Source organism: Aureivirga sp. CE67, assembly GCF_015767245.1.
Taxonomy (GTDB): domain Bacteria; phylum Bacteroidota; class Bacteroidia; order Flavobacteriales; family Flavobacteriaceae; genus Aureivirga.
The window spans coordinates 22,287-47,658 of the sequence record NZ_JADOTV010000022.1; the positions used below are offsets into that span (position 1 = coordinate 22,287).

The following is a 25,372-nucleotide window of genomic DNA, read 5'->3' on the forward strand; positions in this document are numbered from 1 at the left end:
TAAACAGAAATAGACTTTTCCAATTAATTATATAACTGTTCTTTTCTGTTATTATTGTTCGATATATTCTACAGAGATTTCTAATTCTGCAAATTGACGGAACATTTCTAATACTCCACAGTACTTATCTACAGATAAATCTACTACTTTTTGAATTTTATCTTTCTCGAAATCTTTTCCGAAAAATTTGAAAACCATTTTTACTTTGTCATAAGTTCTTGGGTGTTCTTCTGTAAGACTTGCTTCCATTTCTATTTTGAAAGTATCTACAGTTACACGCATTTTCTTTAAAAAAGCTGCAACATCTAATCCTGCACAACCTCCTAAACCTGAAAGCATCATTGCTTTTGGACGTAATCCTTTGTTTTCTCCTCCAAATTCTTCTCCTGCATCAATACTTACAGTTCCTCCTGGTTGCTCTGCAATTAAATGCATGTTTTCTTGCCAGCTTACTACTACTTTATCCATTATGTTTTTATTTTTTTCTTTAGTCGAAAATTGTATTTATAATTTCAAATATAAAAATAGTGAATTAAGTTGTATCAAAATATCTTCTTAATTTCGAATTAATATAAAATTGTTTTGCGTTAGGGATTGGAGTGGTTAGCTTTTGTTTTTCAAAAATTAGAAGTTCTTGGGAAACGGAGGCGACCAACGGAAGCCAACGGATGACCTAGAAATTCTTTTTTTGAAGAACAAAACTAAAAACGGAAAGCCCGACCTGAAGTTTTAACGGAGGGAAACGCCCTAATCTTTCTTCGTCAAAGGATATAACTCTTGCTTGATAAAATTATCTGGAAATTTCTCATCATTTTCAAATCCAATTTCAATATCTTTTCCAGAATGTGGCAAATGAAATGTTTTAAAAATCACATCCCAAATACTTAAACTAATTCCGAAATTAATTCCATCTTTCTTTTCTTTTGGTAATTCTTTCGCATGATGCCAAATATGAACTTCAGCACTATTGAAAATATACTTTAAAGGACCAAGTGGTAAACGGAAATTTGCATGATTCAAATGCCCGATAATAATCGTGATAAAATGAACAATAATTACATCTTTCGCATCAAATCCACCGATAATTGCTAGTGGTATATACAGAAGAGATTTGTACACAAATGTTTCTGCCCAATGATAACGTAAATGTGCTGCAAATCCCATTTCTTTTACAGAATGATGTACTTTGTGGAAATTCCATAAAAAAGGAACTTTATGCAATAAAACATGTGTACACCATTGTACAAAATCCGTTATGATAAAGAAAATAAATAAACCTAAAGTTTTTGGAAGGTTATCTACATCAAAAAGTTGAAGTGAACTTACTTTTAAACCAAATACATCTAAAATATTTTTGAAAAAATGCTCAAAAGTATTGGAAAGTGCGATGAAAATAATCAGATTAAAAATGAAAAAGTTGAAAAACATATAGAAAGTATCCAGCCAAAAATCTTTTCGGAAGATTCCTTGTTTTTTACGCCATGGAAATACAATTTCTAAAAGCCAAACAGCAATAGAAATTCCAATCAAAGCATAAAAATAATTTTGAATGGATGGTGAAGAAATTTCGTGAACTAAATAATTAAAATAATTCCCGAACGAATTTTTAAATATAGAGATGTAGGATTCTAGTGTAAATTCCATAATTATTCAACAACATTAAAAAGTAGAAATATATCGTGGGGTAATATATTTCTACTCTATAATTAATCTATCATGTTTTAATCGAGGCAAAATTACAATAAATGTAATTCGCTAGATTTTTCATTTGTTAAATAATTAGACGAACTAAAAACTAATTCCTAACAACAACCTCCACCATCATAGTGATAAGTTGATTCTGAAATATAAATATCGTCTCTATTTAGATCTGCTAAAGCTCCAGCAGTTTTATCACAAATTGCTAAAGGTTGATTTTGCATCATTACGTGTCCTTTTTTATCATCGAAGAAATCTTCACTTCCAAAATAAATAGCAGATTTCCCTGTAAATACACATGCTCCATCTTCTTGAATTGGATCTTTAATCGCACAAACTTCTACACTTTCAATCATGATATTTTCATCAGTATCATAATGATTTGTATCTAAAATTCTGTACGGACGTTTTGCACGAATTTCAATAGTTCCAAATCCTACATCTGTCAACATTTTGATATAATCTTTTAAAGGAATAGAACCACTTAAACACAATGCTCTCAAACGATCATCATTTCTTAAGTTTTCTGGCATATCTTGATCACAAATTGGATCTGATAAAACCAATCTACCATGTGGTTTCAACACACGATACATTTCTTGCAATGCTTTCTTTAAATCGTCTAATTTAAAAATATTGAAAAGACAGTTTTGTGCTGCAACATCAATACTTTCATCTTCTACTGGTAAATTCAAAGCATCTCCTTTTTTCAAGTCTACAAAATCAGACTTAAACCAAGGATTTAATTCTTCTGCTTCTTTAAAATTTTTCTTTGAAGCATCTAACATTTCATCGACAATGTCAATTCCTGTTACACCTCCTTTTTGTCTTGAGAAATAAGAGAATTGTAATAATTCCATTCCTCCACCTACTCCAACATATAGAATTTTCGGATTGTTTACCAAATCTCTTGGATTTACAGTACTTCCACATCCGTAATTCATTTCTAACATAATTTTTGGAATTTCTAATTCAGGAAATTTCCAAACTGGAGTTGTCGTACAACATAAACCAACATCTGGGGTTAATGCTGCTTTCTTATATAAATCTTCTGTTGCGTCTAAATATGACATGACTAAAGTGTTTTAATTAATTGAGAAAAAAGCGTAATCATTTCCGGCTCTGCTTTTTCTGCTAAAGCCAAAATTTCTGGAATATTAATCGGTTGTAAATTATCTGGATCACAAGAATCTGTCAATACAGAAATCGCCACACATGGAAGCTCCATATGATTTGCAGCAATCACCTCAGGAACTGTGGACATTCCGACAGCATCCGCACCAATTACTTTTAAATATCTATATTCTGCTCGTGTTTCCAAATGAGGCCCAATCACAGCTGCATAAACTCCTTCATGAAGCGTAATATCATTTTCTGCTGCAATTTGCTTTAATTTTTCGTTCATTTCTTTGTTATATGGCGCTGACATATCTACAAATGGATTTCCTAAAGCTTTCACTTCTGTTCCAACCAAAGGCGAACCTCCTTGCAAATTGATATGATCGTCCAATAACATCAATGAACCTTTTTCATAATTTAAATTAATCGCTCCTGCTGCATTTGAAATCAACAACTTCTGAACTCCTAATTTCTTGAAAACTCGTATCGGAAAAACAACCTGATTCAAAGAATATCCTTCATATAAATGATATCTTCCTTGCATCACCAAAACTTTCTTTCCTTCTAAAGTTCCGAAAAGTAATTTTCCATGATGAAATTCCATCGTAGATTCAGGAAAATTCGGAATCTCATCATAATCAATACTAATTTCTATATCTATTTTTTCAACCAGTTTTCCTAAACCAGTTCCTAAAACAATTCCAATTTCCGGATTCAAAATATTCTTTGATTCCAAAAATTCAACTGTTTCATTTATTTGTGTTATCATCGTTTTCTTTTTTGGGCGTTCCCCTATCAGGTCGGGCTTTCCGCTATATCTTTTTTGCTAAAACAACTGAATGAAGAAAAGCAAAAAAGGATGCCACTGCAATCCCTAACGCATTAATTACATTTCCAGAACATTTTCTACAATTATTCCAGATTTTTAAAAACTATCACGAGTTTATACTAGAGACAATAAACACAATTATAAATTGTGCTAAATTGTTCCCCTATTTTTAAAAGAGGAGCTAGGGGTGGTTATTTCACAAACCCCAATTTCTCCAACACCTCATCAGAAGATTGCATCAAATCTTCCTCCGTATCAATATCATTTAAAGTTTCAATCGTATCGAAAGATAAATTTCTTTCTTGAATATCTTTTACAGTATCAGGAAACACAGATTCGGTACTCCATTCTTTATGATCTAAAACAAAAGTCTGATCTTTTTGCATTCCTAAAAGGTAATATCCTCCATCTTCAGCAGGGCCAATTACTACAGAATTCGAATTCAATTTTTCAAAAGCCTCTTTCAAATGATTTTCTGTAATCGCAAACATATCACTTCCGATAATTACAATATTTTCATAACCTTCAGCAAAACCATTTAAAAAAGCATTCTTCATTCGAATTCCTAAATCTTCTCCTTCTTGAACATATTTTTTAAAACCTTTTTTCCAAAGATCATTTTCTACAATTTCATTCGAATAATAGACGTGTTTTTCTACATCCAAATCTTTGGTAGTTTTATGTGTATGCTTCAATAAAGCTTTATATACTGTCAAAGCTCTTTCATCGCCAATTGTTTTTGCCAATCGTGTTTTTACTTTTCCCAATTCAGGATTTTTAGTAAAAATCAATAAAAGGTTTTTAGTGCTCATAAATCTTAATTCCTTTTAGCAACCAAGTACTCCATTCTTTCGAGAAAGTGTGAATTTCATCAGTATCTTCATTTTTTGAATTCACTACTGGATATTCAAAATTACTCCACTCAAAAATTCCACCTTTTAAATTATAAACATTTTTAAATCCTAAAGCCATTATCTTTTCTCCAATATGCTCGCTTCGTATTCCCAAACTGCAATAGACAACGATTTTTGTATTTTTCTGTAAATCTAAGGGTAAATCTTCTTTTGTAAACGTATCATAATCTACAAAATGTGCTCCTTCGATATGACTAACTCGAAACTCTTTAAAAGATCTTGCATCAACCAACAGCACAGAATCTGTCATCTGATAAAGCTCTTCAACCGTCATTAAAGGAACCGATTTTTTTAGTTCTTTATTCAAAAATCGATCTAATTTTGTGTTTTGCGCTTCCACAAAAAATGCAGTAAAAAATAAAAGAATTAGGATATAAAAATGTTTCATAGACACTCGAAAATTATACGGTTGTTCCTTGACAACTCGAACCTGCTCCGGCTGTACAACCATAGCAGTGTTGCGAGATAATAATATTTCTATTTTGCAAACTCTCTAAATCAAAATCTTTTAAATGTTTCGATTTAGCAGCTACTTTTAAATCAAGCATTTGATTAAAATCACAATCAAACAAATACCCATCCCAACTAACAGAAAGTGTATTTTTACACATCACACCATCTACAGCAACAGGATTGTATGCTTCGACTAGTGTTTCCATATAATCTTCATAATTTTCAGAAGCAATTAAATACTCTAAAAATCTAGAAACAGGAAGGTTTGTAATTGCGAACAAACTATTGAAATCAATATCAAAATCATTTTTTAAAGCTTTCTTGAAATCACTTTCTAAATCACTTTGATTTGCTGGAAGAAAAGCACCCGCTGGATTGTAAACTAAATCTAATTTCAATCCAGTTCCTTCTTTTCCATAACCAACTTCATTCAACATCTGCAATGCTTGAATTGATTTTTGAAATACACCATTTCCTCTTTGTTTATCCGTTTTATTTCTTTTATAAAAAGGTAAAGAAGAAACTACGTGTACATTATATTTCTTGAAAAATTCTGGTAAATCGTGGTATTTTTTATTAGCTAAAATAATGGTCAAATTTGAGCGAACGATAAAATCCTCCACTCCAATTTTTGCAGCTTCTTCTACAAACCAACGGAAATTCGGATTCATTTCTGGAGCTCCACCTGTCAAATCTAAAGTTTTTGCACCACTTGCTTTCAACACATCCAAACAAAGTTGCATTGTTTCTTTTGTCATAATCTCTTTACGATCTGGACCAGCGTCCACATGACAATGCGTACAAACTTGATTACACATATAACCAACATTTACTTGGAAAATATCCAAGCCAGTTGGTTTTAAAGGAAATCTATTTGTTTTTTCTAAAGATTCTTTAAATGTTGGTAATTCTCCGTTTCCAAAAATTCCATTACTTAAAAACTGTAATTGTTTTTCTGGTTGCGATAAATCGTTTTTTCTAGCTAATAAAGATTTTGTTGTCATAAAAATTACATGCTCAATTTTTCAACCTTATTCATCATCTGAACACCGTGCACCAAACTTGCTCCTCCACGAATTGCAGCAGCAACATGCAAAGCTTCCATCATTTCTTCTTTTTCAATTCCTCTTTGTAATCCATCTTTTGTATAAGCATCAATACAATAAGGACATTGAACTGTATGTGCTACAGCAAGTGCAATCAATGATTTTTCTCTTGCTGTCAAGCTTCCTTCTTCAAATACTTTTCCGTAATATTCAAAAAATTTCTCTCCTAATTCCTCACTCCACTCAGTGATTTTTCCAAACTTTTTTAAATCTTTTGGATCGTAATATGTCTTTTGCATTTTAATTTAGTTTTATTTAGTTCGTTTTTAAAAAATTGAAGTGAAACACACCCCTAGCCCCTCTCGAGAGGGGAAATTCCTTTGTAAAATATAAAAATCTATTTTACTTTCCGTTCAAACTCCAATTATAAGGTAAAAAAGTTATCGAAGCATTTCCATTTAGTTTTGTATTACTATACTTATTTATGTAATCAACTAAAGTTCCATTCTTTGTAAAATCTCCTTTAAACCAGTTAAATATTTCAGAAAGTTGCGCTTTGTTTGCTGATACTTTATTTCTCTTAGTATCATTAACGAAAAGCTTCATTAATTTTTCTAAACTAGAATTTACATTCTTCTCTGTGAAAGCATAATTTGCTAATTGTGGACAAGAATAAGAAGCACAATTTACTCCAACATGAATTCTTGGATCATCAAACTTTTTTCTAAGAATTTCATGCTCAATTTGATTCAAAGTATACATTTTACCTCCAACCTTGGCAAAAGGTATTTCCCAAGCATTTTTTCCATTTTCTTTAATATCTGTGATACTTTTCAATGGATAATTATCCAAAATAAGTTTTACTGTATAAGCATTATAAGCATTGATCCAGAAAGATTTTTCCTTATCAGCAGACCAATTATTCGGTGAAGTTTTACTCAAATAAGTTAAATAAGTATCTAACTTTTGAGATGATTTTTTCCAATTTTTATAATCAACATTTCCTGAATTACTCACATATTTTTGTAATTCTCCATTCCAAACGGAAGTTTGTGCATTTACCTCTGCAATCATCATTGTTAGGAAAGCTACTAAAAAAATTCTCAGTTTCATACTTAAAACATTTAACGGTTATAAAATACTTCTTGACATTCAGACGTAAAAAAAAACAAGAGTTTACAAGTTTTTTTCTATAACATTAGAAGTTAGTGATTTTCTGAGAATTTCATTCCATATACTGAATTGATTTTTGATTGAAGAAAAGAGAATTCATTTTCTATATCTTGAAAAACCTATCTAGTTTCAACCAAAATTTAGACACAAAAAAAGCGTAAGAAATTCATCTTACGCTTTTGTATTTTATAAAAAAATAGGAATTACATATTTCTACGATATTGTCCTCCTACTTTAAATAAAGTATCTGTAATTTGACCTAAAGAACAACGTTTTGTAGCTTCCATTAACATCTCGAATAAGTTTTCGTTATTAATAGCAGCTTCCTTGATATTCTCTAATTCTACAGCAACTTGCTCTTCATTTAATTTGTGAAGATTTTCTAACATCGAAATTTGATATTGTTTTTCTTCTTCTGTTGCACGAATTACCTCAGCAGGTGTTACTGTTGGTGAACCATTTTTACTTAAGAAAGTATTCACACCAATAATAGGGAAATCTCCATTGTGTTTTAAAGTTTCATAGTATAAACTTTCTTCTTGGATTTTTCCTCTCTGATACATTGTTTCCATTGCACCAAGAACTCCACCACGCTCTGTAATTCTATCGAATTCAGCATATACAGCTTCTTCTACTAAATCCGTTAATTCTTCAATTATAAACGCTCCTTGAATTGGGTTTTCGTTTTTCGCTAAACCTAATTCTTTGTTGATAATCAACTGAATTGCCATCGCTCTACGAACCGACTCCTCTGTTGGAGTTGTAATTGCTTCGTCATACGCATTTGTATGTAAAGAATTACAGTTATCATAAATTGCATATAGTGCTTGAAGCGTTGTACGAATATCGTTGAAATCAATTTCTTGAGCATGAAGCGAACGACCAGAAGTTTGAATGTGATATTTCAACATTTGTGCTCTTGAATTCGCTTTATATTTCATCTTCATCGCTTTTGACCAAATCTTACGAGCAACTCTACCAATTACTGCATATTCTGGATCAATTCCATTTGAGAAGAAGAAAGAAAGGTTTGGACCAAATTTATTGATATCCATTCCTCTTGATAAATAATATTCAACGTAAGTAAATCCATTTGCTAAAGTTAATGCTAACTGTGTAATAGGATTTGCTCCTGCTTCTGCGATGTGATAACCAGAAATAGAAACAGAATAGAAGTTACGCACATTCTTTTGGATGAAATAATCCTGAACGTCTCCCATCATACGTAAAGCAAATTCTGTAGAGAAAATACAAGTATTTTGTGCTTGATCTTCTTTTAAGATATCTGCCTGAACTGTTCCACGAACTTGTGTTAAAGTACGTAATCTGATTTCTTCGTAAACATCTTTTGGTAAAACTTGATCTCCTGTTACTCCTAATAAGAATAATCCTAAACCATCGTTTCCTTCTGGTAAATCTCCTTGATATTCTGGACGTTTTGTTCCACTTTCTTTGAAGATTTTTTCGATCTTCTTAGAAACTTCTTTTTCTAAACCATTTTCCTTAATGTAAAGCTCACATTGTTGGTCAATTGCTGTATTCAAGAAGAATCCTAACAACATTGGAGCAGGTCCGTTAATTGTTAAACTTACAGAAGTCATCGGATGTGCTAAATTAAATCCTGAAAATAATTTTTTAGCATCATCTAAACAACAAATAGAAACTCCTGCGTTTCCGATTTTTCCGTAAATATCAGGTCTTAAATCTGGATCATTTCCATATAAAGTTACACTATCAAAAGCTGTAGAAAGACGTTTTGCTGGCATTCCTAAACTTACATAGTGGAAACGTTTGTTTGTACGTTCTGGTCCACCTTCTCCTGCAAACATTCTTGTTGGATCTTCTCCAGTTCTCTTGAATGGGAATAAACCAGAAGTGTAAGGAAATTCTCCAGGAACGTTTTCTTGTAATCTCCAATAAAGTACATCTCCCCAAGATTCGTATTTTGGTAAAGCTACTTTTGGAATTTGTGTGTGAGAAAGTGACTCTGTATGTGTTTTAATATTAATTTCCTTATCTCTTACTTTAAAAGTATAAATAGGATCTTTGTAACGTTTTACAGTTGCTTCCCAGTTTTGGATTAACTCCCAGTTATGCGGATTTAAGTCCATTTTGATTCTAGCGAATTCTTTTAATAATAATTCTAAGAATTGCTTGTTATCTTCTGTTGCATTTTCTAAAATTTCTTCTTCATTAACTCCAAATTTTGTTAACTCAATTTTAGTTCCAGCAACTGTTTCAATTGTCTTGTAGATTCCATAAAGTTTTTGTCCAACTTCTTTTTGCTCTACAGACCATTTGTTATAAGCTTTGTTGTTTTCTGTAATTTCAGATAAATAACGAGTTCTGCTTGGTGGAATGATAAATTGTTTTTCAGACATTGCATCTGTAATTTCGAAAGAACTTTCAAAATTCGCATTTGTCTTTTCGTTTAATTTATCGATTAAAACTCTGTATAAAGTATTTGCTCCAGGATCGTTGAATTGCGAAGCGATTGTTCCATAAACAGGCATTTGATCCATTGGGATATCCCAAAGATTATGATTACGCATGTATTGTTTCTTCACATCACGAATTGCATCTAAAGCTCCTCTTTTGTCAAATTTGTTTAAAGCAATTACATCAGCAAAATCAATCATATCAATTTTCTCTAATTGTGTTGCAGCTCCATATTCAGGAGTCATCACATAAAGAGAAACATCTGAATGATCTAAAATTTCTGTATCTGATTGTCCAATTCCAGAAGTTTCTAAAATGATTAAATCAAAATTAGCCACTTTTAAAATATCTAAAGCATCATTTACGTGTTTAGATAAAGCCAAGTTTGACTGACGAGTTGCTAAAGAACGCATATAAACTCGATTGTTTTTAATTGCGTTCATACGAATTCTATCTCCTAATAAAGCTCCTCCTGTTTTTCTTTTTGATGGATCTACAGAGATAATTGCGATATCTTGATTTTCGAAATCATTTAAATAACGACGAACTAATTCATCTACTAAAGAAGATTTTCCAGCTCCTCCAGTTCCTGTAATTCCAAGAACAGGAATCTTAGATTCTTCTCCTTGTTTGCGAACTTCATTTAAGAATTCCTCGTATTTTTCTGGGAAATTTTCTGCTGCAGAAATAGTTTCTGCTAAAATTTTTGGATCTTTTGATTGAATTCCTTCGAAAGTTGCTTGGATATTTTCTCCTGTAGCAAAATCACATTTTTCAATCATATCGTTAATCATACCTTGAAGTCCCATTTGACGACCATCGTCTGGAGAATAAATTCTACAGATTCCATAATCCATCAATTCTTTGATTTCTTCTGGTAAGATTACTCCACCACCACCACCAAAAATTTTGATGTGACCAGCACCTTTTTCATTTAGTAAATCATACATGTATTTGAAATACTCATTGTGTCCTCCTTGGTAAGAAGTCATCGCAATGGCATTTGCATCTTCTTGAATTGCTGTATTTACTACTTCTTCAACACTTCTATCGTGTCCTAAATGTATTACTTCAACTCCAGTTGATTGGATAATTCTACGCATGATATTAATTGCTGCATCGTGTCCATCAAATAGAGAAGCTGCAGTAACAATACGTACTTGGTTCTTTGGTTTGTAAGGTTGTATGTTGTCCATGTTTTAATTCTAAATAAAAAGAAGCTGCAATTTACAATATTCAGTAAGATATGGAAAGAGGAAATGATTTTATTAATTACTTAACAGTTAATTTCTTCTAAATATCTAATATAAATACTTATAATTTGCAGCTTTTAGACTTATATCTTTAAATAATTGATGAACAACAAAATTTTACAAACAAGTTTTTAATGAAATTTTAAATATTTAAAACCTTAGCAGCTTCTGCTTTTTCTTTTGCCTTTTGCTTGTCTTTCATGATTTTTTTTACCGATTTTTCGATTGCTTTATTAATTTTTTTTATGTTCTTTTTCCTTAAGATAAATGAAAGTTTTTTATATTGACGATATATCGGTTCACCAGTTTGCGCATTTACAATATGAGTGAATAAGTTTCCGTTCGTACTTACAAATCTTAAATAATAAATAGGCTCTTTATTTAATATTTTTTGATCGATAATTTCTTTTGTAACAATTTTGAAATTGAAATCATAATTTTCTTCAAAATCATCTGTAATTACTTTTAATAAGGAATCATCTTTGGGTAGACGATATATACTACTTCTATAATAATTTTTAATAAACTCAGGGATATATAAAGTATCAGAAGATAATTTCATTAATTCTTCAGGGTTTGAATCTGAATCAAGAAGATAATGATTTTGTTCTTCTAGAAGAAGTGTATTTATTTTTTGAAGATTATTTCTAAAATACCCTAAAGTATTATTAGTTGAAAAAGAATCATTAAAAATAATTTGACGAATATCCTCTCTAGTTAAACCATTATAAATCTGCTCTTTAAATTCCCCTGCCGAATTCAATAGGATTAAACCAATCTCATGAGTTTTTACTTTTTTTAAATTTTTCAAAAATTCTTCTTCAGTTTTATTATCATTTGCAATTTCTTTTAAAGAAGATTTTGTGTTAAATACGTATAATTTTAAATATGATTGGTTAAACACATGAAGACCTCCATATTTCCCCCTATATCTATAACTTCTAGTAGCTAATCCGAAAATTGAATAATCCCCAAAATAATAATCTTTATAATTATAATCGGCTTCATTTACAACTTTGAATGGAGTAACTGTCCAAACTTCGTTTAATATTTTTTCATACTCTTCTTTTGAATGTAGATTAGATAAAACAAAAATAGTTGTAGATTTTTTGAATTTTTCAAAAGCTTTGGTCTTTACTTTTTTTGGTTTTTTTAAATGATTTCTAGCCACCGAAACTTGTGCGATGGTTGAAAAACTGAAAAATAAAAGTATTAATAGAGTAATTAACTTTTGTGTTTTCATAATAGTAATTTATTTATGATGTTTAGTTTTTTTTGAAAGAAAAGATTCTAAGGCTTTTACTTTAAATAATATGACAGAAACTATATCTATTCAGCATCAATTTTCTCTAATCTTAAAGAAGATTTTTCAGTTTCTTTATCATATTCGTAAATTAATAAATGCCCAAATTTCGCAGGTAAAACTCGACGTTTTATATTGTCATTTAAAGGAATCGTAAAACTAGACTCACTATATTTAGAGTCTTTGTAAATAACTGTTTTATAGTGAATAGAAGTTGGTTTTTTCTTCTTATCAAGTTGTGTGTTTACAAATGTAGAGAAGAATCTATTTCCTTTATTTTGCGTCATTAAATAATCGAAATAACCATAAAATTTTAAATGTTGTGCAGATTCTTCTGCTGATTTTAAATCGGAAAGACCTGAATATAAGGAAGCTTTTTTTGTAATCTTTTTAATATCTTTTAAATTGAAATTTTGATCAAATTCGAAGAAATAAGCATCTGAAATTAAAATTTTTGTAGCACTTGCGATTCCAAGCGTAATAAGTTTAGAGACAAACCCTTCTTCTGTAAGAACTTTCCTGTATTGTTCTCCAATAGCAATATAACCATCTTCTGTTTTGATAATATCATGGAAAAATATGTGGTTTTTCCCTTTTCTACTATTTTCTTCTTGAAATTTCTCAAATAATTGATCTTCCCAATTAATGTTTTTTGTACTCTCTATCTCTCCTGCATATGAAATTTTATCGACAAATATTCCAGCACTTTTTCCTTTTTTTAAATTTTTAGATCCAATATAATATTTACCTAAAGCCATAATACCATCTTCTGTAAAAACTACATTCAAATAAGATTTGACCTCCTCTTTTTTCTTAATTTTTAATTTAATTTCTTCCGAATAAATTTCTTCTCCAGTATCCACTTTTAAGATTTTGAAAAATATAGATTGAATTTCTCTATCATATCCATAATAATAGCTACTAGTAGTAATTTCATTAAAAGCAATATAAGATTTACCTATTCCAAGAAAATTATATTGTTTTAAATTCGAATTAAATAGTTCGCTTTGTTTTATTAAATCTTCCTTAAAACCAATAGTATCTATAGGACTATCTGTATTCCAATTTTCTTTTTTATTGGTAGAAATAAAACCAATATGCTCTCCATGATTTTTAAAATACCTTAAAAGAACTCCTTTTTTAGAAATCGGGATTAAACGAATTTCATTATTCAACCTTCTCTGTTTTTTAGAAAAGATAATATCCGTTCTACTTAACTCATATTTTAAAGATTCTACTTCTTTCCCTTTTCTATCAAAACCTATTATCTTCAGAAATTTTTTAGGTTCATTCATGAATAAAAAACTAATTTGATTTCCATCAAAAACTCCCTGTATTAATTTTGAATTTTGAGCTCCTATATAAGATTTCCTTGCTGTTTCATTTAAATTTTTATCTAAAATAATGATTGCATACTCTGTCTTTCGATCTTCTAAATCGTCTACTTTATAAAAAAAATAATAACCATCTACAGAATTATCATTATTAGATAAAACCCCATTATTTAATAGTTTATAATCTGCAATATCCTCTATAACTTTAGTTTGAGAATACATTAAATTGGTAATTAAAATGACTGTAAGAAATAGTAATTTTCTCATGATATTTTTATTAATCTTTATTATTTATTAAAGTGTGTTTCAATATTATGATGTTAAAAATTTCATGAAGCTGTAGTATTTTCTTCATGAAAGAATTTCCTCTAAATTTTCATTTAATTCTCTGTAAAAAAGTTCTGATTCTAAAAAATATTTCTAGAAATAGGAAGTAAATCAAATAATTATTTCGAAGCCTTTTTTATAGCTTTACTTAAATCTTTTACTTGATCTTGATGAACAATATAAAAAGTTCCTAGATGATGCCTACTATATATAATATCACCTGTTTGAGCATTTACAATTTGAAGCAAAGTTATATTGAAATCATAACTAAATCTTAGATAATAAAAAGGCTCGTTGTTTAAAATTTTTTGATCCAAGTCTTCATGAGGAATGATTTCATATGGAAATTTATAATAATTCGTAAAAACTTTTTCCATATCTTCTAACGAAGGAATTGGACCGCTAGGTCTATTTTTAAAATCCATAAAATGGTTTTCTCCATTTTTAGAAATATATAAAGTTTCAGTAGTAAGCTTTTTTAATTCAGAAGATTCTATCGTTTTTTTGTATAATGAATGTTGTTCTTCGTTCTCGATGATACTATTGAATTTTTGAAGATTATTTTTAAAAAAACCTAAAGAATTATTTAAAGCAAAATCATCATTATATATTAATTGATATAGATCTTCTTCTGTAGTACCAGAATTTGAAATGGCAGTTATATATTCCATTTTAGGAGATAAGATGATCTGTGCAATTTCTTCTTTTTCAAGCTTTTTTAAATTCTTTAAAATTTCCTCTTTAGTCTTTTTCTTTTTTGAGATTTCTTTCAAATCAGCCTCATTTTCATAGAAAAATATATCAAGATAAATATATAAGTTTTGTCTAATATTCTGAGTTCTCATACCAAAGGAATGAGCAAAACTTTCTAATTTCACAATCGAAAAATCTCCTAAATAATAATCTTTATCCTTAAAATCAGTTTCTCTAACTAATTTATAAGGTGTAATTGTCCATACTTCCTTTAAAATTTTATCATATTTATCTTTTTCATAGATATCTGACAAAACAAAAACTGTGGTAGTTTTTTTGAAACGCTCAAAAATTTCAGATTTAGTTTTTTTTGGATTTACTTCAAGAATTTTACCTAAAGAAATTTGTCCAAAAGAGACAATACTTATTAACAATGAAAATATCAGCGTAGTAATTTTTTTAAAGCTCATTTTTTTAGTTTTTTGGACAAATAAATAATTGTAATTGAGTAAAATAATTTTCAGAGATTATTTTACTCAATTAATTTTTCTGATTTTCATCAAAGATGAGATAACTATTCTACATCTATTTTTTCAAGTCTTAAAGATGATTTTTCTTTTTCTTCATCGTACTCATAAATCAATACATATCCTAATTTCGCTGGAAGTGCTGTATATTTTACTTTTTCATTTTTAGGAATAGAAAAACTTGTTTCTTTAAATTTTGAATCTTGAAACACAACTGTTTTATAAGTTAATTTAGGATCTTTCTTATCCGAATTATCATAGTCTAAGAATGTTGTATAAAACTTATTATGTTTTTTATCAACCTGCGTCTGTAAATAATCAAAATATCCAAAAGTGTTCAAATAATGAGCAGATTCTTGTGGTGTAGAAAAATCTGAAAGACCTCCATATAGTGATTTTGCTTTTTCAATTTTTGTTAAATCAACTAAATTAAAATCATTATCAAACTGGAAGAAATATGCATCTTTAATCATAATTTTTGATGCCTGAGCTAAACCAAGTGTAATAATCTTAGCTGTAACCCCACCAGCAGAAACCGCTTTTTTATATTGTTCTCCAATTGCAACAAACCCATCATCTGTTTTGACAACGTTGTGGAAGAAAACATAATTCTTACCTTTTTCCTTATTTTCTTGTTGGAATTTTTGGAATAATTGATTTTCCCAACTTATCTGTTTTCCTGAAAGTTTTTTACCATCATAGCTAAATTTCTCAATAAATAAACCAGAACTTATTCCTTTTCTCAAGTTTTTAGGTCCAACATAATACTCTCCTAAAGCAACAATCTCCTCATCCGTGAATATTACATTTAAATAAGATTTGAATTGTTCTTTCTTTTTGATTTTGTAAGGAATTTCTTCTGAGTAAATTAATTCTCCTGTATCAACTTTTATGATTTTGAAAAAAGAAGATTTCGTTTGCTTACGATAATTTGTATTATGATTATAAGCATCAATATGAATTGATGCATCAATGTTAAATTCTGTGATGGCAGCAAATGACTTACCAATACCTAATATTTTATATTCTTTCAATTCTCTCGAACCTACTTTTGTATTTCCGATTCCAAAAAAACCAAATTTAATATCAACAACTTTATTTCTGACATACTCAATGGTATCTTTTTCATTTTTCATTCCCCAAACCTCACCATTTCCTGTCGGAATGTATTGTACTTGCTCTCCTTGGTTTTTGAAAAACTTCAATAAGATTCCCTTTTTATCAATTGGAATTAAACGGATTTCATTATTCCTATCATATTGATTTTTTGTATAAATAACATCTTGACGAGTTAATTTATATTCCAAAGGCTCTACTTCTTGTCCTTTTCTATCATAACCAATCAGTTTTATAAACTTTCTTTGCTCATTAAAGAATAAAAAAGTAATCTGATTTCCATCAAAAACCCCCTGAATTAATCTCGAATATTTATTTCCTACATAAGATTTTCTAGCTGTTTCATTTAAGTTTTTATCTAAGATAACAATGGCATATTCAGATTTACGATCCTCTAAATCATCCACTTTATAGAAGAAGTAATAACCATCCACTTCATTATTATTATCAGATAAACTTCCCGAGTTTAATAATTCGTATCCGCTAATATTTTCAATAACTTTTGATTGAGCAAAAATCATATTCGTAGCAAATAGAAATAAAAAGAATATTATTTTTTTCATTTTTTATATCAATTATTTTTTGTGTTTATATTTTTAATTCTAATCCGTAGTGTTTTTCATAAGCTTCGATTAATTCCCGAATATCTTTTATAGAGGAATTATTCATAAACATTCGAATTTCATCCAAAGATGATTTCTCTTCCGAATTTGAAGGTTGATCTACATATTTCCCTAAAGCTAATTTTGATTTCAGACGATAAAGTTTAATTAATAACCTAGAGAATTCATCTATATAGAAAGTATTATTTTCTGCGTTTAATTTATTTGCTAGCATATAAAAAGAAACATCCAAATAGTTCTGATCAATGTAACTTTTGATAATTAATTTTTCCGCAAGAGTTTTATATTTCTTAAAAGAGCTATTTATTGTTTTAGGGATATTCAAAGTATCTTTAATCTCTCCTTTTATTCTAAGTATTCTGTCTTTAATATGTGGATGTGTTCTTAGCGAATCTGGATTATTCTCTTCAAAATCATCTAGAGTTGCATCACTATCAAAAAAGGACATTTCTTCCTCCTCTTCTTCTAATAAATGTTTTTTAAACTTATAATTCTTAAAACTAAAAATACTATCCCAAGCAATTTTTTTACTAAAAATCAATTCCTCAATCAATTCCATTTTTTTCATAGAAGTGTATGCAAAATACTCTTTATACCCAGAATTTAGGTAATATTTTTTTCCATACTCATCCGCAGCAAACTCATTTACTCTAGAAGTACTCGTAATATCATATCTTATTTTTTTCAATAAAGCTCTTCCTGCCTTCCCTTTTCCATAAGAAAGATTCTTTATTTTTTCTACTTCATCTTTAGTTTTTTTAGAATTATAGAAATGAATGATAGAATCTGTCTTTTGCTTACTGTGTTCTAAGTTTTGATGTGCTAGCTCATGACATAACACAAAAGCTAGTTCGTCTTCATTATCCAATAAATAAATCAGTCCAAGATTAACAACAAAAAGTCCATTTCCATAAGCAGCTGCATTTGGAATAAGACTTTTATTAATCAAAATCGTATGTTCTTGAGTATTACTAGAATTATTTTTTACAATTTTCTGAAGAATATTATTTAGTTTCGAATTTAATTCTTCATTAAAGATATATGTACTATCCTCCAGATTACTCTTAATTCTCTTTAAAGATTTATCTAAAAACTTTTCTAACTCCTCTTCATGCTCTTTCGTATAGCTAGCTTTCTTTTTTTGTTTATAGATTTCTTCTATTCTTTTAATTAAAGCTTCTTTTTTACCAAAATTATTATAAGAATATTCAATTGTATTCTCTGTGTTTTGTCCTAATGAATTAAAAGAAAAAAATGAGAATAAAATTAGAAATACTAACAACGTTTTCTTCATAGGTATTGTATTAAAAATACAACCCCAGAATCAGATTCCAGGGTTGTATAAAATTTATTATTTAGCAGCTTTCTTCACTGCTTTACTGATTGCTTTGATATGCTTTTCTTTAAGACTAAAACTTAGTGATGCTTTTTTATATTTTCTAAATACAACTTCACCTGTTTGAGCATTTACAACATGAATGAATTTTTGACCATTTACAAAAGCAAATCTTAAATAATAGATTGGTTTTTCATCCAAAATCATTTGATCTAATTTTGCAGGCTCAATAATTTCATATTTGTAAGGATAAGCTTTTTCAAACCCATCTTTCATTTTTTTCAATTGCGCTTCAGCTGATGGGTCTTTTCTATTTTTCATCATTCTGAAGTATTGCTTGATATTATCAGGAACATATAAAGTTCCTGTAGCTAATTTTTTCAACTCAGAATCTTTAGAATCTGTATCATATAACCAATATCTTTCTTCTTTTTGAATCAATGCATTGATTTTTTGCATGTTATTCTTGAAAAAACCTAATGAATTATTTGTTGCAATTTCATCATTGTAAACCATTTGATAAATATCATTAGAAGTAGTTCCTGCAGTATTTAATGCTAAAGCAATAAATTCCCAATTCGCACTTAACTGAACGCGTGCAATATCATGATGCTTTGGATTTTTTAATTTTTTAAGAATTTCTTCTTTTGTCTTCTTTCCTTTTGCAATTTTCTTTAAATCAGACTCATTTTGATATAAATAAATATCTAAATAAACATGCATTCTCTCAACAAGAGTTCCATTTTTCATTCTGTAAGAAGAAGTATATCCATCTAATTTTCCAACAGAATAATTTCCGAAATAATAATCTTGATAATTAAAATCTGATTCATCTACTAATTTATAAGGAGAAACTGTCCAAACTTCATCTAGAATCTCTTTATATTTACTTTTTTCATGCACATTTGATAAAACAAAAATTGTTGTAGATTTTTTAAATCTATCAAAAATTTCAGGTTTAATTTTTTTAGGCTTACCAATATGAGTTTTTCCAACAGAAACTTGTCCAAAGGAAACGATACTGATAAATAATAAAAGTAATAATGAGGTAATTTTTTTTGTATTCATTTTTTAAATTTTTTTGCAAATATAAAACTTAATATTAGTTAAAAAATTATTTTATATTCAAATAAAATACATCTATACATTTTATATATTGTTTTAATTATTAATAAAAACATTATCCCTCAATACATAATTTCCTTTAATCAGAGTGTTAAACGTAATAAAAAGTCGTTCATTGAAGTTTACTAAAACAAATAGTGTATATTTTTTTTTCAAAAGAAGAATTGAAAATGGCTATTTTTTTTATCTCAAAACAATTACTTAACTACCAATTCTTAAGATTATTCATAAAACAGAACCTTAGAATTAGATTCTAAAGTTCTGTCTAAATGTTTATTTTTTCAAAGCTTTCTTTATAGCTTTATTAATACTTTCAATATGTTTATCTTTAAAATAATTATTTCGATGCTTTTTTAATAGCTTTACTTAAAGCCTTGAATTGTTTATCGTCAACACTATATAAAAACCCTCCCTTTATACACTCTTTATATACTACTTCTCCAGTTTGTGCATTTACTATATGAAGAAATTTTTTCGGATTATTATACCCAAACCTTAAATAATAAATAGGTTCATTATCTAAGATTTTCTGATCTAATTCCTTTTTTGAAATAAGTGTATAATCATATTTATAATTATCATCCAAAATCTGTTTCATATCTTCAGGTGTTGGATTTTTTTTAGTTCTATACATCTTTTTTAAATCCATAAAATGAAAATAAATATCTTCTTGAATATATAAGTTTTGTGAAGCTAATTTCTTTAATTCTGGTGCAATAATCTCTTTATCAAGCAATGTGTATTTTCCATCTTTTTGTAAAATTTCATTTAATTTTTGAAGGTTGTTTTTTAAAAAACCTAAAGAATTATTTGTAGAAAAATCATCATTATAAATTGCTTGAATAAAATCTTCTTTCGTACCTCCATCAGCGCTTAATAGAATTCCATAATATTCCATTGTAGGAATTAATAATATTTGAGCAATTTCAGCTTTTTTGATCTTTTCCAAATTATCAAGTACCTCTTGCGCTGTTTTTTCTCCTTTTTTAATTTTATTTAAAGCAGATGTATTTTTAAATAAAAAAACATCTATGTAGATATAACAATTATAAGTAGTAATCCCACTATTCATTAGGTATGAATTCTTAAATCCATCTAATTTTGCCACAGAATAATTTCCTAAATAATAATCTTTTTCTTTAAAATCTGCCTCATTCACTACTTTAAAAGGAGTCACAGTCCATATTTCTTTTAGTAATTCCTCATATCTATCTTTTTCATCCAAACTTGACATTACAAAGATTGTAGTCGTTTTTTTAAAACGCTCCAATAATTTAGGCTTTACAAAACTTGACTTTTCAGATTTAAATTTCCCAACATTGATTTGCCCAACAGAAGCAATACTAATTAACAATAAAAATAACAGGCTAATTGTTTTTTTAATACTCATTTTTTTAACTTTTCGACAAATATAGAATTATATATTAGTTAAAAAATTAATTTATATCCAAATAAAATACACATATACATTTAATCTCTTATTTTAATTATTAATAAAAACACTATATTTCAATACGTAATTTCCTTTAATCAGAGTGTTAAACGTAATAAAAAGTTGTTCATAAATATTTTTTAAAACAAGAAATTCATTTTTTCAAAATGTATTTTTTTTCAAAAGAAGAATTGAAAATGACTATTTTTTTATCTCAAAACAATTACTTAACTACCAATTCTTAAGATTATTCATAAAACAGAACCTTAGAATCGGGTTCTAAAGTTCTGTCTAAATGTTTATTTTTTCAAAGCTTTCTTTATAGCTTTATTAATACTTTCAATATGTTTATCTTTAAAATAATTTTTAAAAGAAGGTTTTTTATATATTTTAAGAATAACTTCTCCATTTTGAGCATTTACGATATGATAAAACTTTCCACCAGTAATAAAAATAGCTCTTAAATAATAAATCGGTTCTTTATCTAAAATCATTTTATCTAATTCCTTCATATCAACAACCGCATATTTATAATCATAAGTATCCGTAAATTCCTCTTTCATTTTAGCTAACATAGCAGCAGGACTCGTATCTCTTCTTTCATTCTTTTTTATAAAAAACTCTTTGATATTCTCAGGTAGATATAAAGTTTCGGTAGCTATTTTTTTTAATTCATCATTTTTAAATTTATCATCTTTAATAAAAGACATACCCTCTTCTTGAATTAAAGAGTTTAGTTTCTGCATGTTATTTTTGAAAAAACCTAAAGAATTATTTGTACATATGTCATCATTAAATATCGTTTGATAAACATCAAAACTTGGCATTAATACAGAAGCCGAAGCTGAATTAGCAAACTCCGTAGTTGGACTTAAAAACATACGGCCAATCGGAATTTTTTTAACTATATTTTTCTTATTCTTTTTGAAAACAACTTTTTTCAAATTATGATCAACTACTTTAACCTTTAATTTTTCTTCTTTTGTATATTTTCCTTCAGCAATTTCTTCTAAATCAGACTCGTTATCATACAAAAAAACATCTAAATAAATATAAATATTACTTATTGGATGACCACTTTGCGTATAACCAGTATGCATTAATCCTTCTAATTTTACAATTGAATAATCTCCAAAATAGTAATCCTTAAAATTATAATCTATTTCATCAACTAATTTATACGGAGTAACTGTCCAAACATCATCTAGAATTTTTTTGTATTCACTTCTTTCATGCACATTTGATAAAACAAAAATTGTTGTAGATTTTTTAAAACGATCAAAATACTCCTTTTTAATTTTTTTAGCTTTTGCAAAAGGATATTTATTTACTGAAACTTGTGAAAACATTTTTAAACTTACAAACAATAAAAGTAGTAATAGGGTGATTTTTTTTAAATTCATTTTTTTAAATTTTTCGACAAATATAGAATTATATATTAGTTAAAAAATTAATTTATATCCAAAATAGTATCCAATTTAATACTTAATCTTTTATTTTTTTCATTATTAAAATAATCACTCTTTAACCTATACTTTCCTTCTGAAAGAGAATCCAATGAAATAAAAAATTGTCCTTTACTATTTTCTATCTCATATTTAAGTTTCACTTTTTCACCTTTATCATTTTCAATTTTATCAACTTTCACATGTCGAGAGCTCTGTACTTGAATGATTTCATCATTTGCCAAAAAAATAGAATAACTACCATCTTTATTTTCGATCAATTTGATTTCAATATCAGGATTCTTTGCTGCAAATTTTTCAATCTCTCCAAAAGATTGATAATATGATTGATTTATTAAAGCATCCAAATAGTTATAAAAAGCAGACATTACATCTAATTTCAATTTTAAAATCACCAACTGATCTTCCAAATCTTCGAAATCATCTAAACTTTCAAAAGTTAATCTTCTATCAAATTTCGTTTCCACAAAAAAATCATTGTATAGACGGAATATCCTTTCTTTTTCATCCAGTAAAGGATCTTTTTCATCTAACTTTTCAATAAATCGTTTAAATATTTTTTTTTCTTTTTCACTAGAATAGACATCTGGTTGTTCTTTCGATCTTACTATCAAAAGGTAATAATACATTTCTGTATTATTCTTTCGTTTTTTATACTGCTCTTCAAAAAAAGAAATAATTTTCTCCTTCTCTCTTTCTTTAATTTCATTACATGAAAAATGAAGTATTAAAATGATAAAAAATAAAGCCCTTAAAATTCTTTCTTTCATAGATTAATCAATTTGTAATTGTTTCTGAAAAGGAATATCCACTTTTCTTTCTTTTGTAAAATAAACCACATTTCCAGTAATAGTATAATTTCCTTTTTCTAGATTTTTAAAATTGATTTTTGAGAAAGAGTTTAATTCTTCCAAAAAAACCTTTGTTGAATCATTTTCAGAGTTTAATAAAAAAACTGAAGTATCAAAGTCTAAAATATTTCCATATTTCATTGCTAAACTCAGTTTATTTTCATTTTCAATTTTTAAATTAGAAATGACTACTTCTTCTCTTTTTAAAGAATCATAATCAATTAGTGGCATTTGTACATTTTCACTAAATATTTGAATAATTGCACTTTGTAATAGATCTCTTTTTACTTTTTCTGAAAACTCATAATCCAAAAAATCAAAATCAACATTATTCTTAAAATCTCTTGGAAACCAAGACTCAATCAGTTCTAAAAAATATTCTTTTTCTTTTTTTAATTCTAAAAAAACTTTTCCTTCAAGCCTTGTTTTCAATTCTTTTTTTAAAAAATAATATTTACCAAAATTTTCTTCTGAATATTCTTTTCGATTCCACTCAAAAAGAAAAATAGAAGTCAAAAGATAATGCTTTAAATCATTTGTATAAATTTCCGTTTCTTCCTCCAAAAACTGTTCAATCAATTTTTCTTCTTTATTCTGACAAGAAACCAAAACAACCGAAAGTAATAACAATTTTAAAAATAACTTCATAACTATTTATTTTTGCTAAATATATAGTTTAAAAACGAAAAAAATCTCATTTACATATGATTTTCATTGTAAATGAGATTTTTAAAATTATGAAGTAAAAACTTTTAAATAGTATTATTATTAATATCCAAAAGTTCCTCTAATAAATTTCTACTATTTGATAATCTCGGAATCTTATGTTGTCCTCCAAGTTTCCCTTTATCTTTCAACCATTGATAGAACAGTTTTTCTTTAGCAACATGAATTTTCGGAGCATTTAAAGTCATGTTTAAATATCTTTTTGCTTCGTAATCCGAATTCAAAGTTTTTAGTTTTGTATCCAAGTGCAAAGAAAATTCTTCTAAATTGCTTGGCTCTTTTTTAAATTCAATAATCCATTCATGTCCACCTTTTTCTTGTTCCGACATAAAAATTGGCGCAACCGTATAATCAATAATTTCAGTCTGCGTTTTTTGCGAAGCATATTGCAGTGCTTCTTCCGTATTTTCAATGATTAATTCCTCTCCAAAAACATTAATAAAATGCTTTGTTCTTCCAGTAATTTTAATTCGATAAGGATTTAATGAAGTAAATTTTACCGTATCGCCAATCAGATATCGCCAAAGTCCGCTATTGGTAGAAATCACCAAAGCATAATTTTTATTTAACTCTACATCTTCCAAACTGATTGTCTCCGAGTTTTCTCCATCAAATTTCTCCATTGGAATAAATTCGTAGAAAATTCCATAATCCAACATCAGAAGCATTTCGTCATTATTATTCAAATCTTGAATCCCGAAAAATCCTTCCGAAGCATTATACGTTTCGTAAAACTGAAATTTATCGCTCTGAATTAATTGTTCGTATTGTTTTCTATATGGTTGAAAATTTACACCACCATGAAAATAAACTTCCAAATTTGGCCAAACATCTGTGATGTGTTCTTTTCCTGTAGTTTCCAGAAGTCTTTGCAATAAAACCAACATCCAAGAAGGAACTCCAGCCAAACTTGTCATATTTTCATGCATCGTTTCCTGAATAATTGCATCCATCTTGGTTTCCCATTCACTCATCAATGCAACTTCTTGTTTTGGAGCACTGCTATAATCTGCCCAAAAAGGCATATTTTCAATAATTATTGCAGACAAATCTCCAAAGTTGGAATTATTATCCTCATAAATTGCGCTACTTCCTCCAAGACGCAAACTTTTACCAGTAAATAATTGTGCTTCCGGATTGTTGTTGATATAAAGACATAGCATATCCTTCCCTGCTTTAAAATGACAATCTTCAATTGCTTCTTTGCTTACAGGGATAAATTTACTTTTCGCATTTGTAGTTCCACTAGATTTTGCAAACCAAGTAATAGTAGACGGCCAAAAGACATTTTGCTCTCCTCTTCGCGTTTTTTCTATCAAAGGCTCGATACTTTCATATTGCTGTATCGGAACTCTTTTTCTATATTCCTCTACAGAATTTATAGAATCAAAATCATACATTTTTCCTATTGTTGTCGATTTTGCTTTCTTCAATAATTTCATAAGAAGCTCTTGTTGAACTTCATTCGGATATTTTAAAAAAAGTTCTATTTGGTGAATTCTTTTTTTCAATATCCATGAAATAATAGAATTTACTATAGGTACTGGCATGTTTATTTGCTTATCTTTATCCAAGTTTAAAATTAGTAA

Annotated in this window: 21 protein-coding genes; all 21 read right to left on the reverse strand. The window is 28.2% G+C overall.

From position 1 onward, the window contains the following. Positions 1-51: 51 nt before the first annotated feature. Positions 52-471, reverse strand: coding sequence for an OsmC family protein (locus I0K12_RS18540; RefSeq protein WP_196889679.1), 420 nt, complete (start codon positions 469-471; stop codon positions 52-54). A 276-nt stretch (positions 472-747) separates the two neighbouring features. Further along, entirely contained in the window at positions 748-1,644 is an 897-nt protein-coding gene (locus I0K12_RS18545; protein WP_196889639.1) for a sterol desaturase family protein, read from the reverse strand. A 158-nt stretch (positions 1,645-1,802) separates the two neighbouring features. Further along, a complete protein-coding gene (arsM, locus tag I0K12_RS18550; RefSeq protein WP_196889640.1) occupies positions 1,803-2,771 on the reverse strand; it encodes an arsenosugar biosynthesis arsenite methyltransferase ArsM in 969 nt (322 codons plus the stop codon). Positions 2,772-2,773: 2 nt separating this feature from the next. Continuing rightward, entirely contained in the window at positions 2,774-3,586 is an 813-nt protein-coding gene (locus I0K12_RS18555) for a purine-nucleoside phosphorylase (protein ID WP_196889641.1), read from the reverse strand. Positions 3,587-3,837: 251 nt separating this feature from the next. Continuing rightward, positions 3,838-4,458: a TIGR04282 family arsenosugar biosynthesis glycosyltransferase gene (locus I0K12_RS18560; RefSeq protein ID WP_196889642.1), complete on the reverse strand. Its 621-nt coding sequence runs from the start codon at positions 4,456-4,458 to the stop codon at positions 3,838-3,840. Continuing rightward, positions 4,448-4,948: a rhodanese-like domain-containing protein gene (locus I0K12_RS18565; protein WP_196889643.1), complete on the reverse strand. Its 501-nt coding sequence runs from the start codon at positions 4,946-4,948 to the stop codon at positions 4,448-4,450. Before I0K12_RS18565 ends, I0K12_RS18560 begins: the two co-directional genes overlap by 11 nt. A gap of 13 nt (positions 4,949-4,961) precedes the next feature. Further along, the gene (gene arsS / locus I0K12_RS18570) at positions 4,962-6,017 is read right to left on the reverse strand and encodes an arsenosugar biosynthesis radical SAM (seleno)protein ArsS (protein WP_196889644.1); all 1,056 of its coding nucleotides are present in this window, start codon (positions 6,015-6,017) and stop codon (positions 4,962-4,964) included. A 5-nt stretch (positions 6,018-6,022) separates the two neighbouring features. Further along, positions 6,023-6,358, reverse strand: coding sequence for an arsenosugar biosynthesis-associated peroxidase-like protein (locus I0K12_RS18575; RefSeq protein WP_196889645.1), 336 nt, complete (start codon positions 6,356-6,358; stop codon positions 6,023-6,025). A gap of 103 nt (positions 6,359-6,461) precedes the next feature. Continuing rightward, entirely contained in the window at positions 6,462-7,172 is a 711-nt protein-coding gene (locus tag I0K12_RS18580; RefSeq protein WP_196889646.1) for a DUF547 domain-containing protein, read from the reverse strand. Between the two features lie 263 nt (positions 7,173-7,435). Continuing rightward, positions 7,436-10,867 carry a methylmalonyl-CoA mutase family protein gene (locus I0K12_RS18585; RefSeq protein WP_196889647.1) on the reverse strand — a complete coding sequence of 1,144 codons (3,432 nt, stop codon included), beginning with the start codon at positions 10,865-10,867 and terminating at the stop codon, positions 7,436-7,438. A 199-nt stretch (positions 10,868-11,066) separates the two neighbouring features. After that, positions 11,067-12,167, reverse strand: coding sequence for a hypothetical protein (locus I0K12_RS18590; protein ID WP_196889648.1), 1,101 nt, complete (start codon positions 12,165-12,167; stop codon positions 11,067-11,069). 86 nt (positions 12,168-12,253) lie between these two features. Next, complete coding sequence (locus I0K12_RS18595) at positions 12,254-13,828, reverse strand: DUF6770 family protein (protein ID WP_196889649.1); 1,575 nt, start codon at positions 13,826-13,828, stop codon at positions 12,254-12,256. Positions 13,829-14,007: 179 nt separating this feature from the next. After that, positions 14,008-15,051 carry a hypothetical protein gene (locus I0K12_RS18600; protein WP_196889650.1) on the reverse strand — a complete coding sequence of 348 codons (1,044 nt, stop codon included), beginning with the start codon at positions 15,049-15,051 and terminating at the stop codon, positions 14,008-14,010. A 104-nt stretch (positions 15,052-15,155) separates the two neighbouring features. After that, a complete protein-coding gene (locus tag I0K12_RS18605) occupies positions 15,156-16,787 on the reverse strand; it encodes a DUF6770 family protein (RefSeq protein ID WP_196889651.1) in 1,632 nt (543 codons plus the stop codon). A 25-nt stretch (positions 16,788-16,812) separates the two neighbouring features. Beyond that, complete coding sequence (locus tag I0K12_RS18610) at positions 16,813-18,141, reverse strand: M48 family metallopeptidase (protein ID WP_196889652.1); 1,329 nt, start codon at positions 18,139-18,141, stop codon at positions 16,813-16,815. Between the two features lie 57 nt (positions 18,142-18,198). Then, complete coding sequence (locus I0K12_RS18615) at positions 18,199-19,251, reverse strand: hypothetical protein (RefSeq protein WP_196889653.1); 1,053 nt, start codon at positions 19,249-19,251, stop codon at positions 18,199-18,201. A 394-nt stretch (positions 19,252-19,645) separates the two neighbouring features. Beyond that, entirely contained in the window at positions 19,646-20,698 is a 1,053-nt protein-coding gene (locus I0K12_RS18620) for a hypothetical protein (protein WP_196889654.1), read from the reverse strand. A gap of 341 nt (positions 20,699-21,039) precedes the next feature. After that, the gene (locus tag I0K12_RS18625; protein ID WP_196889655.1) at positions 21,040-22,143 is read right to left on the reverse strand and encodes a hypothetical protein; all 1,104 of its coding nucleotides are present in this window, start codon (positions 22,141-22,143) and stop codon (positions 21,040-21,042) included. 47 nt (positions 22,144-22,190) lie between these two features. Continuing rightward, the gene (locus I0K12_RS18630; RefSeq protein WP_196889656.1) at positions 22,191-22,976 is read right to left on the reverse strand and encodes a hypothetical protein; all 786 of its coding nucleotides are present in this window, start codon (positions 22,974-22,976) and stop codon (positions 22,191-22,193) included. 3 nt (positions 22,977-22,979) lie between these two features. Continuing rightward, the gene (locus I0K12_RS18635) at positions 22,980-23,705 is read right to left on the reverse strand and encodes a hypothetical protein (RefSeq protein ID WP_196889657.1); all 726 of its coding nucleotides are present in this window, start codon (positions 23,703-23,705) and stop codon (positions 22,980-22,982) included. A 104-nt stretch (positions 23,706-23,809) separates the two neighbouring features. After that, a complete protein-coding gene (locus I0K12_RS18640) occupies positions 23,810-25,333 on the reverse strand; it encodes a GH3 auxin-responsive promoter family protein (protein WP_196889658.1) in 1,524 nt (507 codons plus the stop codon). Positions 25,334-25,372: the final 39 nt, after the last annotated feature.

Excerpts from the sequence above, each read along its gene's own strand:
- I0K12_RS18565 (WP_196889643.1), bottom strand. The coding sequence starts at position 4,948 with ATGAAACATTTTTATATCCTAATTCTTTTATTTTTTACTGCATTTTTT.
- I0K12_RS18585 (WP_196889647.1), bottom strand. The coding sequence starts at position 10,867 with ATGGACAACATACAACCTTACAAACCAAAGAACCAAGTACGTATTGTT.
- I0K12_RS18640 (WP_196889658.1), bottom strand. The coding sequence starts at position 25,333 with ATGCCAGTACCTATAGTAAATTCTATTATTTCATGGATATTGAAAAAA.
- I0K12_RS18595 (WP_196889649.1), bottom strand. The coding sequence starts at position 13,828 with ATGAGAAAATTACTATTTCTTACAGTCATTTTAATTACCAATTTAATG.
- I0K12_RS18610 (WP_196889652.1), bottom strand. The coding sequence starts at position 18,141 with ATGAAGAAAACGTTGTTAGTATTTCTAATTTTATTCTCATTTTTTTCT.
- arsM (WP_196889640.1), bottom strand. The coding sequence starts at position 2,771 with ATGTCATATTTAGACGCAACAGAAGATTTATATAAGAAAGCAGCATTA.
- arsS (WP_196889644.1), bottom strand. The coding sequence starts at position 6,017 with ATGACAACAAAATCTTTATTAGCTAGAAAAAACGATTTATCGCAACCA.
- I0K12_RS18560 (WP_196889642.1), bottom strand. The coding sequence starts at position 4,458 with ATGAGCACTAAAAACCTTTTATTGATTTTTACTAAAAATCCTGAATTG.
- I0K12_RS18590 (WP_196889648.1), bottom strand. The coding sequence starts at position 12,167 with ATGAAAACACAAAAGTTAATTACTCTATTAATACTTTTATTTTTCAGT.
- I0K12_RS18555 (WP_196889641.1), bottom strand. The coding sequence starts at position 3,586 with ATGATAACACAAATAAATGAAACAGTTGAATTTTTGGAATCAAAGAAT.
- I0K12_RS18630 (WP_196889656.1), bottom strand. The coding sequence starts at position 22,976 with ATGAAAGAAAGAATTTTAAGGGCTTTATTTTTTATCATTTTAATACTT.
- I0K12_RS18600 (WP_196889650.1), bottom strand. The coding sequence starts at position 15,051 with ATGAGCTTTAAAAAAATTACTACGCTGATATTTTCATTGTTAATAAGT.
- I0K12_RS18635 (WP_196889657.1), bottom strand. The coding sequence starts at position 23,705 with ATGAAGTTATTTTTAAAATTGTTATTACTTTCGGTTGTTTTGGTTTCT.
- I0K12_RS18620 (WP_196889654.1), bottom strand. The coding sequence starts at position 20,698 with ATGAGTATTAAAAAAACAATTAGCCTGTTATTTTTATTGTTAATTAGT.
- I0K12_RS18580 (WP_196889646.1), bottom strand. The coding sequence starts at position 7,172 with ATGAAACTGAGAATTTTTTTAGTAGCTTTCCTAACAATGATGATTGCA.
- I0K12_RS18545 (WP_196889639.1), bottom strand. The coding sequence starts at position 1,644 with ATGGAATTTACACTAGAATCCTACATCTCTATATTTAAAAATTCGTTC.
- I0K12_RS18625 (WP_196889655.1), bottom strand. The coding sequence starts at position 22,143 with ATGAATTTAAAAAAAATCACCCTATTACTACTTTTATTGTTTGTAAGT.
- I0K12_RS18615 (WP_196889653.1), bottom strand. The coding sequence starts at position 19,251 with ATGAATACAAAAAAAATTACCTCATTATTACTTTTATTATTTATCAGT.
- I0K12_RS18605 (WP_196889651.1), bottom strand. The coding sequence starts at position 16,787 with ATGAAAAAAATAATATTCTTTTTATTTCTATTTGCTACGAATATGATT.
- I0K12_RS18575 (WP_196889645.1), bottom strand. The coding sequence starts at position 6,358 with ATGCAAAAGACATATTACGATCCAAAAGATTTAAAAAAGTTTGGAAAA.